This window comes from Anabaena azotica SJ-1, assembly GCF_047275885.1.
GTDB classification, from domain to species: Bacteria; Cyanobacteriota; Cyanobacteriia; order Cyanobacteriales; family Nostocaceae; genus Trichormus_B; species Trichormus_B azotica_A.
Window position 1 is genome coordinate 1,107,986 of record NZ_CP178454.1, and the last position, 18,233, is coordinate 1,126,218.

10 protein-coding genes are annotated in these 18,233 nt (G+C 35.8%); 4 read left to right on the forward strand and 6 right to left on the reverse strand.

Annotated features, from left to right (window positions below; all coding sequences use genetic code 11):
- Window positions 1-9 precede the first annotated feature (9 nt).
- Window positions 10-2,760 (reverse strand): cation-translocating P-type ATPase, encoded by a 2,751-nt coding sequence (locus ACLLO5_RS04820; RefSeq protein WP_413174348.1) that lies wholly within the window; start codon window positions 2,758-2,760, stop codon window positions 10-12.
- A 492-nt stretch (window positions 2,761-3,252) separates the two neighbouring features.
- On the opposite strand from ACLLO5_RS04820, the gene ACLLO5_RS04825 reads away from it, so the two are divergent.
- Entirely contained in the window at window positions 3,253-3,951 is a 699-nt protein-coding gene (locus ACLLO5_RS04825) for a rhomboid family intramembrane serine protease (protein ID WP_413174349.1), read from the forward strand.
- Between the two features lie 373 nt (window positions 3,952-4,324).
- Here the strand turns inward: ACLLO5_RS04825 and ACLLO5_RS04830 are convergent, their stop codons facing one another.
- Both ACLLO5_RS04830 and ACLLO5_RS04835 read right to left on the reverse strand, forming a co-directional pair.
- A complete protein-coding gene (locus ACLLO5_RS04830; RefSeq protein WP_347609501.1) occupies window positions 4,325-4,672 on the reverse strand; it encodes a hypothetical protein in 348 nt (115 codons plus the stop codon).
- 561 nt (window positions 4,673-5,233) lie between these two features.
- Window positions 5,234-5,590: a Rieske (2Fe-2S) protein gene (locus ACLLO5_RS04835; RefSeq protein WP_413174350.1), complete on the reverse strand. Its 357-nt coding sequence runs from the start codon at window positions 5,588-5,590 to the stop codon at window positions 5,234-5,236.
- 182 nt (window positions 5,591-5,772) lie between these two features.
- On the opposite strand from ACLLO5_RS04835, the gene ACLLO5_RS04840 reads away from it, so the two are divergent.
- From ACLLO5_RS04840 to ACLLO5_RS04850, 3 genes are all read left to right on the forward strand, one after another.
- The gene (locus tag ACLLO5_RS04840; protein WP_413174351.1) at window positions 5,773-7,164 is read left to right on the forward strand and encodes a 1-acyl-sn-glycerol-3-phosphate acyltransferase; all 1,392 of its coding nucleotides are present in this window, start codon (window positions 5,773-5,775) and stop codon (window positions 7,162-7,164) included.
- 150 nt (window positions 7,165-7,314) lie between these two features.
- Complete coding sequence (locus ACLLO5_RS04845) at window positions 7,315-10,344, forward strand: hypothetical protein (protein WP_413174352.1); 3,030 nt, start codon at window positions 7,315-7,317, stop codon at window positions 10,342-10,344.
- Between the two features lie 173 nt (window positions 10,345-10,517).
- Window positions 10,518-14,123, forward strand: coding sequence for a helicase-related protein (locus ACLLO5_RS04850; RefSeq protein ID WP_413174353.1), 3,606 nt, complete (start codon window positions 10,518-10,520; stop codon window positions 14,121-14,123).
- A gap of 392 nt (window positions 14,124-14,515) precedes the next feature.
- On the opposite strand, the gene ACLLO5_RS04855 is transcribed toward ACLLO5_RS04850, so the two are convergent.
- The 3 genes from ACLLO5_RS04855 to ACLLO5_RS04865 all read right to left on the reverse strand — a co-directional run bounded on the left by ACLLO5_RS04855 (window position 14,516) and on the right by ACLLO5_RS04865 (window position 18,176).
- Window positions 14,516-15,514, reverse strand: a complete 999-nt coding sequence (locus ACLLO5_RS04855) for a ribonuclease T2 (protein WP_413174354.1) — start codon at window positions 15,512-15,514, stop codon at window positions 14,516-14,518.
- 147 nt (window positions 15,515-15,661) lie between these two features.
- Window positions 15,662-16,087, reverse strand: coding sequence for a hypothetical protein (locus tag ACLLO5_RS04860; protein ID WP_413174355.1), 426 nt, complete (start codon window positions 16,085-16,087; stop codon window positions 15,662-15,664).
- 253 nt (window positions 16,088-16,340) lie between these two features.
- Entirely contained in the window at window positions 16,341-18,176 is a 1,836-nt protein-coding gene (locus ACLLO5_RS04865; protein ID WP_413174356.1) for an APC family permease, read from the reverse strand.
- Between the last annotated feature and the right edge of the window lie 57 nt (window positions 18,177-18,233).

Here is an 18,233-nt window from a genome sequence, read left to right on the forward strand (position 1 = left end):
GTGCAATCATTAATTAGGTGGATCTAAACGATTCACAACTGTAGCCCACAAAATCATTGGTGAACCTATGCCTAAACAAAATAACCACTGTTGTAAGGTTAATGGTGCTGTTTCAAATACTTCATTAATCAACGGCACATGAGCAAAGACAATCTGTAAGAGAATTGCTCCTACAATTCCAAAACCGATGGCGGGAATGTCAACATTCTCTTTCATTGTCCCGTCCATTTTGGCAATAAGATTAGGGATTAATTGGCTAATACTCAACAGATAAAATATTCGTCCAGCAATCAAAGAGTTAATCGCCATTGTTCGGGCTAAATCTATATTGCCTGTTGTTTGGCGGATGTATTCAAAAACTCCGAATATCACAATCCAGTTAAATAGAGAAATTGCTAAAATTCTTTGTATCCGACTGCCTGATAATAAGGGTTCTTTGGGATGACGTGGTGGTTGTTGCATCACGTTTTGTCCTTTGGGTTCAAATGCCAAAGGTACTGTCATAGTGATGGAATTCAACATATTTAGCCAGAGAACTTGTAGAGATAAAATCGGCAAATCTCTAGCCAACAATGTACTAATTAAAATCGTCATGGATTCCCCACCGTTGACAGGCAGAATAAAGCAAATCGCTTTGATGAGATTTTTATAAACGGCTCGTCCTTCTTCAACCGCCGCTTCAATGGAGGCAAAATTATCATCGGTAAGTAGCATATCTGCGGCTTCTTTAGCTACTTCTGTACCTGCGCCACCCATTGCAATCCCGATATCTGCTTGTTTCAAAGCTGGTGCATCGTTGACACCATCCCCGGTCATGGCGACAACCTCGCCTTTGGATTGTAAGGCTTCGACTAGTCGCAGTTTTTGCTCTGGTGCAACACGGGCAAAGACTACGCCTTCCTCAGCTACTTGAGCTAGTTCGGTTTTATCCATTTGGGCGAGTTCTGCACCGGTAAAAGCCAGAACTGAGCCATTTTTGTTAATTCCCATTCTCCGCGCGATCGCCTGCGCTGTCACAGCATGATCTCCAGTGATCATCTTCACCTGAATCCCCGCTGATTGGCAAGCTTGCACGGCTTTAATCGCACTCTCTCGGGGCGGATCAATCATCCCCTGCAATCCCAGGAAGATTAAGCCATCAGCAATATCTGGATGATCTACTGTATTTTGCTCATTTCCTACAGGCTTTTTCGCCAAGGCTAAGACTCGCAAACCCTGACGCGCCATAATATTCACTTCCCGTTCAATTTTGGCTCGTGATAATGTTTCTACACAATCTAAGGGGTGGGATTTTCCTTCGGTATTGATGATCAGGTGAGAGCGTTGCAAAATCGCCTCTACTGAACCCTTCACATAAATAGTTTTCCCTCTCGGTGTTTCATGTAAAGTTGCCATGTACTGATAATCTGATTCAAAGGGAATCCCATCTAGTCTAGGCATTTGCTGGGCTAAATTGGATTGATTAAAACCAGCTTTATTTGCTGATGCAATCAAAGCGCCCTCTGTGGGATCTCCCATCACCACCCATCGGCTATTTTTCACTTCTAGGTGGGAATCATTGCAGAGTAATCCCGCAATTAAACATTCTTGTAAACCCTTGTCGCTATTTAAATCTACCGGGTGTTCATCTCGCAGAATTTCCCCATCAGGAATATAACCTATACCTGTAACCGTATATTGATGTCCTCCAGCATAAATGGCTTGGACTGTCATCTGATTCTCTGTCAAAGTCCCGGTTTTATCGGAACAGATGACAGTTGCACCACCCAAAGTCTCTACAGCTGGTAATTTCCGGATGATGGCATTCCGTCGCGCCATGCGGGAAACACCTATGGCTAAGGTGACTGTAACTACTGCTGGTAAGCCTTCTGGTATGGCACTAACTGTTAAAGCAACTGCGGCTTCTAGAGCTTCATTCATCCCTCTAAAACTCAATCCGACAACGAAGCAGAGAGTTGCTAAACCTAAAACCATATACAGCCAATTCTGGCTGAATTTATTAAATTTGCGCGTTAATGGTGTAGAAATATCAGTATGCTGCTCCATTAGTTGGGAAATTCGCCCTGTTTCGGTGGCGTTACCAGTGGCGACTACTACCCCAGTACCTTGTCCGAAGGTAACAAATCCCCCAGCATAGGCCATGTTTTTCCGTTCTGCGAGGGCTGTATCTGGTTTTAAAATTCGTGTATCTTTTTCGACAGCTACCGACTCCCCAGTGAGAGCAGATTCATCAATTTGCAAGTTGCGGGTTTGAATTAAGCGTAAGTCTGCGGGTACTTTGTCGCCGGAAGTTAAGATTACTACATCCCCAGGCACTAATTGCCGTGACAGTACGCGGACTTTCTGCCCATCCCGCAAGACTATGGCTTCGGTGGTAATAGCTTTAGCTAAGGCAGAAATCGCACTTTCAGCTTTTGACTCTTGGATAAATCCAATAATGGCATTGGTAGTAGTCACACCCCAAATTACTCCGGCGTTGACAAAGCTACCAGTCACAGCTTTCACTAATCCTGCACATAACAAAATAATCAAGAGTGGCTGGTTGAATTGCAATAGAAACTTCAACCACCAAGGCTGGGTTTTTTTGGCTGTGAGTTCGTTTGCACCCACCTCAGTTAATAGCTGTGTGGCTCTAGTGCTACTTAAACCTGTTTCTTGATCGGTTTTTAGCCGTGCGATCGCCTCCCTAATTTCCAAGGAATGCCAAATGTCCGGCTGTCTATCTCCTGGTGCAGCAACGGTAGATACAGCTTGAACCATAATGATTTAGTTTCCATGAATAAGTGTTAAAATAAAGTTAACACTAGATTTTAGTGCTTGAATAGAAATAACACTAATTAAATTTAATGATTACTATAATCACCCTCAATGGTTGCCATTAGAATAAGGATTAAACCTGAAGGCAAAAAAGTTGTGAGTCTGGATTTGTCTACTCCATTTCAATTGATTAGGCGATCTCGGTAGGAGGAATTTTTATACTAAGTAGATGGGCGGGAATATTTATCGTTAGGATAAAGCAGAAGGCATAAGCAAAGAGGGTTTTAGCCTCGTTAATTTTTTTTCACATAGTTATGCTTATTTGCACCCATCTACTTACTATTTATATTTGTTACTGAATTGACTATGTGTTAATATTTAAAGCTTGCCTGTTACTTATTTTACTCATGTGCGTACTACATCATGAAGCGCGGAATGTGGGATTTAAAAAATTCGTTACTTTAAAGATAGTTCTTAAAAATTAGGCAAATTCCAGTGGTTCCCCTTAAAGACAACAATCCTACAGAAATTACGCCTTATGTAACTTATGGGCTAATTATTATCAATGTTCTCGCTTTTTTCTATGAAGCAAGTCTTCCTCCTCAAGCATTAAATGGATTTTTACATCTAGCTGCTGTAGTTCCCAGAGAACTTTCTTTAAGCTTTGCAGGTATTCCTATAAATCAGCCCATTCCAGAATGGGCAACTTTAATTACAGCCCAATTTCTACATGGTGGTTTTCTGCACTTAGCTGGTAATATGTTGTTCCTCTGGGTTTTTGGTAATAATGTAGAAGATAAATTAGGGCATTTTAAATATCTAGTTTTCTATTTATCTTGCGGTGTTTTAGCATCATTAACCCAATGGTATTTTGCCCAATATTCCAATATTCCTTCTTTGGGTGCAAGCGGAGCAATAGCAGGTGTGATGGGCGCATACATTCTCCGATTTCCCGAAGCTGAAATTCTCACTGTACTTCCTCTGGGTATTTTCTTTCCTACTTTCCGTGTACCCGCATATTTCTTTTTAGGATTTTGGTTTCTCCAACAAGCTTTTTACGGAATTGCTAGTTTAGAAGCACCTATTAATATCGGCATGGAAGGTGGTGGTATTGCTTATTGGGCTCATGCTGGTGGTTTTATTTTTGGGGCAATTCTTGGACCCTTGTTGGGTTTATTTAACGATAGATCTTAGAGGATGTCTGAAAAAGTATTTGACAAAATGCAAAATCCTTGAAAACCTCTTCCTTCTTCCTTCTTCCTATCCCTACGGGACGCTACGCGAACGCGTCTTTGCGGTATGCCTACGGCACGCTACGCGAACATTTAATCCATATTCTTAGTGGCAAGGGAGTAGCATTATTCACTACTACAAAAACAAAGTCCACCTGTGTGGACTTATTAAAAATTAACGATTCCCAACCCATGTTAGTGGATTTATGTTGGGGCAACCGCTACGCTTTTTGTTTGTGTAGTTGCGGTTATAAAGCAACATGATGTGTTTATTTTATAATTTCAAAATCTAAAATTCCCTCCCTACATCCCCGTGTCTTGGAAACTGAGAAGTGTTAACCTGAAATACTTTCAATTAGATGCCAATGTCGGCTCTGTTCAATCGTTTGCCTCACAAAATCAAATACTTGTCGGCAGTGATTGTTTAATTGAAGTGGGAGTGTTTCATTCTTAATCACAATACTCATTCGAGTTTCCGTTTCAGTAGCACTGGATTTATCTACTAATACCTCCACTGTCACTAATTGAGAGAAAGATACGTTACCCGGAATTTCACGAGCCATAATGTAGTCTGCTGTGTAGTATTGAACATCTAAACCACAATCCTGTAGTAGTTCTATCAGTAATGCTTGCAGATGGTCTATGGGTACAGAAACGATAAACGAACAGGTATAGCGAGCCATAATAGCCCCAAACTTTGTAACACTTTGTCCATCCTATAATAGAATAAGCTTCAGTCGAGGAAAGTTTCTGCTCAGGATAGGGAATGATGGTAGGTGCTTAAATCACTGGTGTGGCTGTGACTACAAACCATAGTAAAATTGCTAAAATTAGTACGCCGATTTTAATGAGTAGGTAGGCGTTACTATTTGGAATGATAAGATTATAGGTCATTTTCTTTCACCTCCATTTACTAATAGTTAATTAAGTATTTGGGGTTGGAGTGAATTAATCAATTTAATTTCTATTTCTCTTTTATTATCGTCTAAAAATAACTACAGAAAATGTTTAGTAAATTTTATGTAACATTTTCTAGATTTATTTAGAACATATTGCAGGTTGCTCTATGTACCAAGGATGAGTAAAAAAGCTATACACCAAGGGGTTTTGGTGTTGACTGTCGAGTGCTGAATGTTATTTGCATCCTAACACCCAGCCTCAACAGATAAGTTTGTGATTTACTGAAGGTGGGCATTGCCCACTATGCCTTTGTTGAAAAGGTGCAAAAAATTAGCAAGCCCTATTTATGCTTCTGGTACGTCAATCAAAATATTGCCGTCTTCTACGCGCACAGGGAATACTGGTAGGGTTTTTTCCTGGGAAACCATTGACAGGAGTTTACCAACTCCAGGTGGCCAAGGACACCAGGTTTTTACTTCTCCAGTATTGAGGTCAAAAGCACTACGGTGGAAAGAACAAACTATTGCTCCGTCTTGGATTTTTCCAGATTTTAGGGGTAATTTAAGGTGAGGGCAGTTATTCTCCACGGCATAAAGCTGATTTTCGTGGTTTACCACCAAAATATTTTTGTCACCTACTTTCACTACTTGTCGCGCACCGGAGGCCAGTGCATTTTCTGCGAGAATTTTTGTCCAGGCCATACAGTTCTCCTTTGTTTACATATCTGTTCTCAGTTTCCCGCAATTTTGTCCTGTGCGATCGCCTATAGTCTGCTACCCCGATGTCTCTTGTTGGCGATCGCTAGGGTATCTTAAAAGAAACTCATAAATATTCTCATCCTTAAATCTCAACCATCTTATAGTCAATTACGGAGAAAAGTACCTTGTCAGATTTAATGTACCAAGCACAACCACCCCTAGAATTTATCCCTCCCGCGTTTAACCCCTTACTATTAAGATTTGTACATCTTTTCTTACCCAACTGGATCAGATGGAAAACTCCTATCAGTCAAATTCAAGCAGATAATGTTGAAGTTTTAGCGGATCTATATCGTCAATTTCAAGAAGGTAAGATTCGCTTTATGTTAGCGTTTCGACATCCTCAAACCGCAGATCCCCTTTGTCTAGGTTATTTGTTTTCCCAACTTGTACCACAGGCAGCAAATGAGCAGAAAATAAGTTTGGAAAACCCTATTCATGCTCATTTTATTTATGATCGGGGTATTCCTTTATGGGCTGGTAAACATATTGGTTGGATGGCTGCTAATTTAGGTGGAACTCCTATCCAGCGCGGTAAGGCTGACTGGATGGGATTACGTTCAGCGCGAGATTTGTATATTAATGGCAAATTCCCCATGGCCGCTGCACCCGAAGGTGCAACTAATGGTTTATCAGAAATTGTCAGTCCATTAGAACCTGGTATTTCACAAATGGGTTTTTGGTGTGCAGAAGATTTGCAAAAAGCAGGTAGAAACGAAGAAGTTTTCATTGTCCCTATAGGATTAAAATATAGTTATATTAATGAACCTTGGGCTGCGTTGGCTAATTTATTAAGTGAATTAGAAACAGCTAGTGGTTTGTCTGTTAACTCAGATCATAATGCAACTTCCTTTGAAGTTCTTTATCCCCGAATTTTGAGTTTATCAGAACATTTATTATCAATAATGGAGCAGTTCTACACCAAATTTTATCATCAGAAATTGCCTGATGAAAAAATTATTAACGGAGAAATTAAAGATAGAAACGAAGCCTTAGCTTATCGGTTGCAAGCTGTAATGAATGTAGCTTTATTCATTGCTGAACAATACTTTGATTTAGCATCTAGAGGAAATTGGAATGATAGATGTAGACGAGTAGAACAAGCAGCTTGGAATTATATATTTAGAGAAGACTTTAAGGATCTTAAATCATTATCACCAATTGAGAAAAGTTTAGGCGATCGCATTGCCGAAGAAGCATATTTTCGGATGTGGCACATGAGGTTAGTAGAAAGTTTTGTAGCTGTTTCTGGGAGTTATATCCGTGAAAAACCAACAGTAGAAAGATTTGCCGAAACTACCTTACTGTTATGGGATATGGTCAATAAAATTAAAGGTAATAATCCTTTAAAACGTCCCCAACTGGGTAAGCAAAAAGTGCAGATTACTGTGGGTACACCGATATCTGTTTCTGAACGATATCCAGCTTATAAAGGCAGTCGCGTTGGTGCCAGACAAGCAGTAGCTGAATTAACCAATGATTTACAGCAGATATTGGAGAATTTAGTAACTCTGTAATAATCAAATATTATGAATTTTATGGTGTAAAATATTCCTGACTTCTTGGAGAGGTCGGGTATTTTTATCTTTGCTATATCTTGACTTGCCAAGATGCCAAATATTATTATCGAATAATTGTAATTTTAAAAACCACAAGAAAGGGCGCAGATGAACAAAATAGCAATAAACCCCGACTTAGCCAATGTGGATTATACTGATTTATTAAATAAAATCCTACAAGTATTAAAGCAAAAGCAAATATTTACAATTTCTTCTGATCACAAAAGGGTGAGGATTAACATTAATGAAGTAGTTAACGAAGTTATTAAATTAAATCCATATAACCCTTTAGGGAATGAAAGATTAGTACGTGCTGCAACCTTGAATTTTAGTCCTAATTCTCAAGATTCTTTTATTGCAAAAATTAAAGAAATTGTCGAGTATATTCAGCAAAACTTAACAGAAGCTATTCAGAATAATCTAGGAAATCAATCAATAGATAGAATAGCCTTTATTAAAAATCTACTTACCGAATTACAAACATTTAAAACTTCCAGTAAACCATCTAAATTAGACTTGAGTTATGATTTTCCCATAGCTTCAAACCTGCAAAAACAAAAATTAACCGTTAAAAAACACAAAGCAACCAAACAAAAAAAACTTCTAAAAGCGCATAAAGTCAAAATTTCTGTAGACAAACCCCGTGATTTTTACGCAGCCTTATTAACAGGGATTAATAATTTTATAGATACAAGATTTTCTACTTCTAGCGAAAAAGAAGAACTGGAATATATTTTAGAAAACCTAAAAGAAAATCCCCAATCCGATATTTACATATTACAAAACCTAGTTAACCAAGAGACACTAGGAAAGCTGAAGAAACTAGCAAAAATTAATTACCTAGAATTTCTGTGTGAGAACCTAGACGAAAATGCTAGTGATAAAAACTTTAAAGCTAAAATATATTTACAAGATTTAATCAGGAGATTAAAACTATTAGAGGATTATATTAACGATACCAACAAAGCAGATGGAGATTATCAAGTTAACTATGAGGGAATATCAGTTAATTATCAAACCATGTTTTCTCGCAGTGAAGCTTATGATATGTTACCCATTATTCCTATTGTCGAAGGTTATTTAGGAGAAACTGAAGATCCAAATCGAGAAATAATAGAATTTACCTTTGGGTTAAAGTTGAAATTTGATGGTAAAGTACAAACCGATGGAGGTAAAAATGTTTTTCAAAGAAATCTGGATATTTTAGATCCAGATAACGAAGATCATAAAAAAGAACTTGATGATGATTTGAGAAAATTTAATTTTGTCAACAAAGTTTTGAAAATTGCATTTTTGTATTATTTCATATTTGCATCACTTCAAGATCCTCAAGCAGAAAATTACAATCCTCACAGTGAGTTAGAATATAATCCTGTTAAAAAGTTTGAAAGCTATGTCTTACCAATATTAAAAGGTGATAATGAAGCAGATAAAAAGAAACTATTCAGAAATCTGCTAAAAGGTTTTGATAAATTTAAAATTCAGCAAAAAATCAACACACTAAAAGAAGTTTTACAAAACCTAATTAAAAGAGAAACCCCATTTATAGCTAGGGAATATCCTGTACATATTTCCGTAAAATATAGTATTCTAGAAGATGACATCGACACAATCAGCAAAAGAGATACTCTCTTTAAAGAGACGTTAAGAAAAAACTTTAAAGACTGTTTAAAATACATCAATTTAGGAAACCCGACGACACAGACAAACGTACTTATCAGTCTTTCTGCAAACATCACTATTAGCGAAATTAATTTTTTAGAAACAGAAGATAAAGAAAATTTTAGTATGGAATATGATATTCCTGAAGGAGTTAAAATTTTACCTGTGGTATTTTTAGGAATGGATAGTCAACCATGCAAGAATTTTTATGAAAAAAATTTAAAAGATCGTAATCTGTTAATTTTTCCTCATCGCTTAGAAACTGAAAAACTAAAACCTAATGAAGAATTTATTTACAAAATCGCATATAGCTTACTTACATATCTTTGTCTTCATATAATTTTAGAAAAGCAGACAAAACCATTTATTCCCCTGTTGAGAATACACCTCAAAGAAAAAACCGATGACACTGCGATTATCGAAAAATTTATAGTTTCCTTAACTAAGGTACTATCCCATGTATTGAATGAAGAATATCGTAGTAATGAACAAGGGATTATTATTAATAACCTTGACAAAGTACAACATAAAATTCCTAATGTTCTCAGTTCTTTGTATTCAGTTTTCCCTAAAAAATTTACATTACACAATCCTGAAAAATTTCAATTTGAAAACCTGGATAAACTTGCTATGATTGTAGTTTCCAGTCGAGAAAGTGATGCTAAAAGAGGAGTTAGTACAAAAAAATCTAACTTAATGGGAGAAATTATTACCTTAGAGATGGAAGCGCAAAGCGCAAGATTTCAACTTTTTAAAACCTTCTCGCAAAACTTTGAAGATCATGAGGAAATGTATGAATATCCTACGGTAGTAGTTGATAATGTAGACAAACTTTATGGAAAAGGGTATAGACACTTTATTTATATAGCAAAAGTTCCCTACAGCAGCACATTACATATTACCCAAACTGAAAAAGATGAAGAATTGTTTTTTATGTCCAAAAACGTGATTAGCGCGTTAAAAAAAGAAAGACATGATATCAAAATCTATCCGATGTTTTTTGAAAAATACTACGCAGTCAAAGTAGCAGGGATAAAATCAACATCATTATATATTCAGGATACTCTGGAATTGACTGACTTAGCAGAGGATAAAAATAAACAATCTGTGATTTTCTTCAACCTATTTAATGGATTTTCACTTTCTGACGACAGTAAATATAACGGAGTCATGTCTTATGCGACATTATTAAATATTTACGATAAAATTTTAGGTGACAAAGATATCATCAAAGGATTAATAGATGATGAAAGTCAGCTAAAAAACGAAATCCTCCAATGTTTAACCCTTTTTCATTTCTCTAGATATGAAAAATCAAGAGATGTTCAATTAAAGTTAGATCCCTATCAAAATTTAATTGGAGATGAATCAGTTAGTCAAGCTGCGTTATTCCAACATCATCCAGTGAAAGCTGATTTTAACGTTCTCGCATTTTTAACTCATATCAAAGGAATACTCGCAGCAAAAGATAAATAAAAAAATTAAATTCTTATTTCTTCGCATTTTTTGGTGAAAATCAATACCTCCTGTTAGCTAACTTAAAAATTCCCTAAAGATGAGTTTTAGAGGCTTTTTATAAGGTTTTTTCTTGGTTATTTTTAATAATACTAGGTTTTCTTGTATCTACCCAACCTAAGGAGGAAAATAAAATGACAGCAAAAATCGCAGATGATTTGGGAAGATTATTTGAGATAGGTTTCAATATTGGAATCTTATCTTATTTTCACCAAAATAATATTAAAAATAGTTTTGGTAATTTATACCGTTATGAACTAGTAAATCTCGAATTTTCTCAAATCAAAAAACGCATAGTTGATAAGGTAGTCAGTAAATTAGAACGAGAAATAACTGCAACTTGGTGTCAATTCTTTGTCCAGAAGGGATTTTTATGTGGTTTAAACTTCTTTCGTGAATATCTCAAGTCTATTGGATGTGATGAAAAGCAAAAATTTCGACATCTAGAAATTGTATATTATCAATGTCGATTTAATGGAGATAACAGTATTGGTACTCATGAAGTTAATGATAAACAATGGTTTAAACAAGTTCTTTCCCAGTTTCCAAAATTAGAACCAACTTCTCAGGATATTGATACATATAAAAATAAAGGTGATTTTCTCAACGCTGATAGTTTAATTTTGTTGAAATATAGAAATAACTACCGGGTTATATGTCTTGATTTGTCGGTTTTTTCAATTCATACTGATGAAGATATCGCAAATATTGATTACGTAGAAATTATTCGACGTTTGTTGCTGCGCGATATCAACTATATTCGTTCTAAAAGCGTGTTCTCCAGCTTGCGTATTGATACCGAATCTTTAGGTTTAGATTTTTCCCCAAGTTTAAAGGAATATTTTACAGCTTTTAAATCTCAGGATAAGGAAAGCGCGAAATTAATTCAAGCTGGTGGTTATATTTATAGTTTTTGTCAGTTTCTCAAACAAACTGCGGTTATCCCAGATATATCACAGTTGGTATGTAATGCAGTTGGATATAGCGATCGCTCTTTTAATACTATCTCTATTCAAGCACAAAATCTTGATATTTTTCAAACTTGTTATCAAATTTATAAACACCATGATAACAAAGAACAAATTACTGACGCACGTTATCGAGTTTTAAATCAAATCAAACGTAATGCTTCCAGCAGTTTTGACAGAGGAAGAGAACTTGTTAACTCACTTCTAGATATTACTCCAGATACTATCAATATAGTACCAGTTCACACAGAAAAAATCACCGGATTTTTTAACTCTGTCGCAACAGTACCATCAGAGTTAATTTCTAGTTTAGGTTTAACCAGAAATCTCAACTTTCGACAAGCACATAACCAACTAATTAAAAAAAATCTCCTCTCCGAGAATACCTATATCTTCTTAACAGGAAACCCTGGAATTGGAAAAACTACCGCTATAGTTGATTTTCTTACAGAATATAAAGATGATGGTTTCCTTCTATTTTATGTCAGTCCTCGCAAACAAGTCAATCTTGATATCATTGAAAAATTCAAAGTTCGGGAAACTGGAAAGTTAGTTGATGACAGAATTTTCGCTATCAATACTCACAGTAATTTGATTCAAGACAATCATGGTAACTTCTCAGTAGAGTATACATCAAATACACATCAAAATGATTTTAATTTAGGAGGTGTGAAATTTCTTAAAAGTGACAATGTGGAAAGAAAGACACAACGAAAAGATAGGCTTCAACATATTACTGATGATACTTTTCAAGATATCGGACAAAAAACTAAAGGAGTTTTAAATAGTATTTGCGAAGCTTTATATAACCTCATTAGTTGTGAAAAATATAACCAGATTATTGCTACTGCTTCTACTCAGTCATTGAAAAAAACAGACTACGGGGATACGTTGAAACATCTGACTAAAATCTTTCGTGACGCATATAAAGAAGGTGAAAGTAAAGTTTTTCCAGAAAAAATGCGAAATATTTCACGTCGTATCAAACATCTATTTATTATGATAGACGAAATTACTGGAGATGAAGGAGGAGTAGAATTTTTAGATGGGATTCAAAAAATTGTCAGCAGATATAAATTAATGTCTCCCGAAAATGGGTTTAATACTAAAATAATTGTTGCTGATGCTTCCATAGTGGATAAAAATGTAATTTGTCAACATTTAGAAGATACTACTCCCGAACCGAATAAAGTCTACTTCCGTAAAGCCGAATCAAATATCCAACCTTTATCAGTGGAATCTTTCACTTTTAGTAAGTTACCTGCTATCATTATTAATACTAACACTTATCCAGCCAAAAGCTTAACTATCAATTATCAGATTATCATTGAATCATGCAGGTTTACTGATAGAAACAATTTAAAGGATAAATCTAATTTAGATAACAAATTACAAGATGCTATTTTTCAAGATATTCAAAATTTAATCCAAAAATCCAATGTTGAACAATTTATAGTCTACATCCAAAATAAACTGAAACTATCAGAATTAATTGATAAAATTCAATCGAAACTAGGTAAAGAAAATTTCCGTAAAAATATACATTTCTTAGAAATACACGCAAATATCTCTGAACAAGAAAAACAAGAAATTAAAAAATATCAAGAAAATGTCAAAGTCGTTTTCATGACTGCGTCAGGAAGTCGCGGTTTATCTTTTCCCAAAGCCAAACATATTTTGGTAGAAATTCCTAAATTTGAAATTGAAAAAAACCTCATGGAAATTATTCAAGTAATTTACCGAGGTAGGGGAAATGATATCATAGATTATCAAGATAAATATCTAACTTTTTATTTAGCTGAACGTTCAATTTATTATCAAGATAATCCCCAACTTTCCGTACAAGAAAGCATTTTGAGTTTATTAAATCTACTCTTAATTCTCAAAGCTTCTATCATGACAAGAATTCAAGGTTATGGTCAAATTGGGAGAAAAAATTATTTACTTATACCTATTGGGGGAAAATCGGTTTTAGCTGCTGGAGAAAGTTTTTCTAGTCAAATCGAAAATCTCATCAAGCAACTGAAAAAAGAATATAATATCCACAAGAATCACACTTTATTAAAACAAGCTTATACCAATTTAGAATTACTAATGGGTGCAGGTGATTTTCGAGTAGAGAAAACTACAGAAGAAAGTTATTTAGCTATTCGACAAAACTTCAATAGCCAATTTTTAACAGCTTCTAAAACTTTTGATCAATTACTTGATTTTAAACCGCTGGAGTTAGGTTATATTAGTGGTGGTTTATTAATTGTACCGAGTCAGAATATCCAAGAATCTTATCAAATACGATTATTAGACATTGAAAAATACGTCAAACCAGAATTATGGAATGACTTAAAAAGCATTAGTAGAAATAAAACTTATCCTGAAAGTCTCACTTACGCAGTTAAAAATGCGATAGAATTAGTAGAAAAATTAAGAAATTCAGCACCAAAAACTCAGAATTTTATTCAAAAAAGTCAACATCATGATCAATATTACGCTTTACCATTATTGGCATTTATTAGCGGTGAAGTAATGAAAAAATATTTTGAGAGTAAAGTAGAAGAACCTGAAGACCAGCGTTTTAAAGATATTCTATCTACCTACATTCGTTCATTATACCCTGTTGGTAACGTTTTACCCATAGGTCATAATTATCGAGAATTTCCCTTTGTTGTGTTTAGAAGTTATAGTTTAGGGGAAATTAGAAATAAACTGTTTACAGAAAAGTACCTTTTAAACTCTCAAGAATTAAATGTATTAAATTTAATCCTTTCTTGTTAAACTTCACCTCAATTTTCTCAGATTTGAAGAGTCATCCGATTTTTGACTGAGTCCATGTAAGTATACGGATGGAATTAAATGTAAGATAGATAAGGCATCTAAAACTTTTATTAATCAAGGGTTTAGAGAATGTTGAATCCAAGAGTTCATCTTATAAATAATTGTTACTCCCTACTTAATAAATGTAGTGGCTTTTATCATCAAGGAATTATGGTTTAAAACTATTGACACGGGTCAAAAATGTGTTATCATGGAATTGATAAGGAAGAACTATTTTAAATTATTAAACACAAGAGAACTTGAACCTAAAACCAGTAGGACTTGCGTAGCAGTCATAATTGAGTAATTGGAAAGGTGGGTAAGTCCCACCTAATTAGTTTGGCAATGTTGTTCTATAATTCGCTCACACGACCTACACCAACAGCATCAACTACGACCTGATCACAAGAAATTCCACCACTGGGAATTAACAAATCTGCTAATTTTTGTCCAGGAAGAGGACGCTTGATTTTAATGCGGATTTCAGTGGCAAGGTTGTTGCTACATTTGAGGTTAAGACTGGTAGCAGTTCCAGTACCAAAGGTTCTTTCAAATGCTTTTTTAGTTTCAAATAAGGTAATTGTTTCACCAATGTTTTGAGCAAATAAGTCTCTGACATCTGAAGCATTAACTTCTTTGACTAGGTCAATGGCTAGATCATAATAATCATCTGCATCTCTGCCATCACAAGTTCCATGTTTAGTCCATTCATGACGCTCAAGATTAGATTTTACACCGGGCATGATTTTAGTTAATTCACCATTTGTCTCTGAATCAAGGTCTAATATAGGCAAATCTTTCCAATTTCCTGTTTCGTCTTTGTTGATATCATCAGATGGGACACCGCAGTAGGAAAGTTTATCAGGCCATAAACCGTGTAAGGTAAAATTATTGGCATCATAGCTATTTTCAGTTTGAGCAAGACATTCTTTTTTGGTTGGATGGGTTTCACAAAAAGCTGATTGCCAAGAGAGTGCTAATAAATATTTTTCAGCACAGCCTTTAGGTGGACAACCTGGAGCAGTTACAGGTTGATTGCTAGTATTAGTATTATTGTTGGTGGCATTATTAGTAATGTCTGCACTGGCTAAACTCAATTGACCACAGTTTTTATTAACCCATTTATTTCGCCCTTCGACTTTAATAGATACATAATCTCCGTCTTTAATATTCAAACCAACGGCTGAGTAAATCTGTCCTGATGGAAGTGATACAGGCTCACTTTTGGTTCTGCTACTGGTGTAAGCTTCGCAGCCATTAGAGGTGAAATTTCCTGTGATGGGATAGTCCGCATAGGTTGGTTGCTGGCCAATAAGCAGAAAAAAGAGCAAAAACGCTATGATAAATCGCATACAATATTTTGGTGTGTATAAAAATACTGTATTAATTTACTATGTCTGTATTTCCTTTAGTGCTAGTGTTAACTAAATTTTATGTTTTATATAGGAATCCAGTTTGATTTCTGACAAGATACGTAGGGTGTCTAATGTCTAAATGTTTTAAAACACATTTATCTGACCATCATTGAGAATATAAAGAGAGCGATCGCCTGGAAATTTATTACTAGGTCGCAGTTCTAAACGCAGTGTAGCAAGATTAGGTTTAGAAACATTAGCTTGTAAAGACCTACCTGTATCATCCCAAAACAGAAGAGACAGATTTGGTTCTGTACCGTTTTGTTGATCTACAATATATTCCTTTCCTGGTTCTAGAGAAATACGGCGCATTTCTGGGAATTTCTCCAATTTCAATATTCTAGGTGTACGGTTTACAATCTGCAAACGAATATATTGCCCAGGTTTAAACTGAAGTGGACGCACACCACAATGAGAAGCACAGGTTTGAGCTAATGTGACAGGAGAATTGTTAGTTGGTGTTAGTAATAAGGCAGTAGCAATTAATGTTGCTGAAATTAACCTCGACATAAGACACTCCTCAACTAATTAAATAAATTAAGACTTACGCACTGTACAAACTTCAGATGATATGTATGAACAAAATTGCCTAGTTTCAGGCTTTTGGAATAGTATATTAGTGCGGTGCGTCAGATAGAGACAATCTGTTAGATGCTCAATTATCGGGTCTGACGCACCCTACAAGAGATAAAATTCATAATCTATATTTGATAGATTTTATCAATACTTAAGTCCTATAAATTATTACCCCCTACAACTTACTTTACAAATAATATCTGACAGTAGTTATAACTCGACTTTTTTTAGCTCGTAAAGCATTCTTTAAAAATAGAGTTGTTTGGTTATGTAGAATTCCATCCCACCAATTGCGTGTAACAAAAGCAGGAATGATGATAGTTGTGAACACATCTGGATGATGGTCTTCAAATTGACTAACAAAATTAACAATTGGTTCAATGACAGAACGATAAGGAGAGTCAATAATTTCCAAAGGAATATCGGATTCGAGATGTCGCCATTTTTCTTGCAGTTTCTCTCGGTCTGTTGTACCCATATCTACGTGAACAGCTACAATTTCATCAGCAATTGTGCGAGCATATTCTAAAGCTTCTACTGTTCCTCTATTCAGTTGTCCGACTACAACGACAGCAGGATGAGTGATAACTTCAGGTTTTTGTCTAGGGATGTAACTTCGTGGTGTTATCCCCTGAATACTGAGACGTTGGGCTACATATTGATAGTGACGATGAATGGCGGCAAAAAGACTTACTACCAAGGGAATTGCTACTACCACTAACCAAGCGCCTAATAAAAATTTAGTAGAAATAATTACTATCAGCACCACAAAAGTGGCGATCGCCCCCAAACCATTCATCAGCGCACCTGCACGCCAACTTCCAGTCTGTTCATTAAACCAGTGGCGTACCATTCCTGCTTGGGAAAGGGTAAAGGAAGTAAATACACCAACTGCATAGAGAGGAATAACTGCGTTAACTTGTCCTTTAAAGATAATTACTAAAATCCCCGCACAGACACTGAGGAGAACAATACCATTAGAGTAAACCAAGCGATCGCCCAAGAGAGACAACTGGCGAGGTAAAAATCCATCTCGTGCCAAAAAGTAACAAAGTCTAGGAAAATCTGCATAGCTGGTATTAGCAGCTAACAGCAAAACCAACAAAGTCACTATTTGCACAAAATAGTAAAATGGCCCAGTCCCTAAAATTACTCTACCTAACAGAGAAACCACCGTTTGTCCCTCTTCAGGAACAATATGATAAATGTTTGCCAAGTAACTGATACCTACAAACATCAGTCCCAAAATTACCCCTAAATATAACAAAGTTAGGCGAGCATTTTTCCATTCTGGAGGTTTAAAAGCTAACACCCCATCAGATATTGCTTCTACTCCCGTCAGTGCTGTACATCCAGCAGAAAAGGCTCGTAAAATGAAAAACAAACTCAATCCTTGAGTAACAGGAAGAGAGGGGTATTCTGTAATAACTTGCCCAGTGCTATATTTAAACAAACCAATACCAATCAACAAGAAAATACTACCAATAAAGGCAAAAGTAGGAATCATGAAGATTTGACCTGATTCCTTCACACCCCTGAGATTTGCCAGCATTAACAAAAAGATGAAAATCAAACACAGAAGAACTGTATGAGATTGCAGTACAGGCATCGCTGATGTCAAAGCGGCTGTACCAGCAGATATACTGACAGTTACAGTCAAAATATAGTCAATCATCAACGAACCACCAGCCACCAAACCTGGATACAGACCCAGATTTTCTCTAGCGACAATGTAAGAACCACCACCTTGAGGATAAGCGCGAATGGTTTGACGATAGGACAGCACAACTATTCCCAGTAGGAAAATAATTGCTATAGCGATAGGTAGAGACAAACCAAGCGCACCGCTTCCTGCTGCTACTAAAACCAGCAAAATCTCCTCAGTCGCATACGCAACGGAGGAAAGAGCATCAGAAGAAAGAACCGCTAAAGCAGCAGCATTACTCAATCGCTCTTCACTATGGGCGCTAGTTGGTAAGGATTTACCAAGAAAAAATTTCTTAATCTGAGGGTATAAGGACATAGAGAGTCCACCTGACAAATGTTTTTCTACTTAAGTTAAACATTAAATCAAAACCAG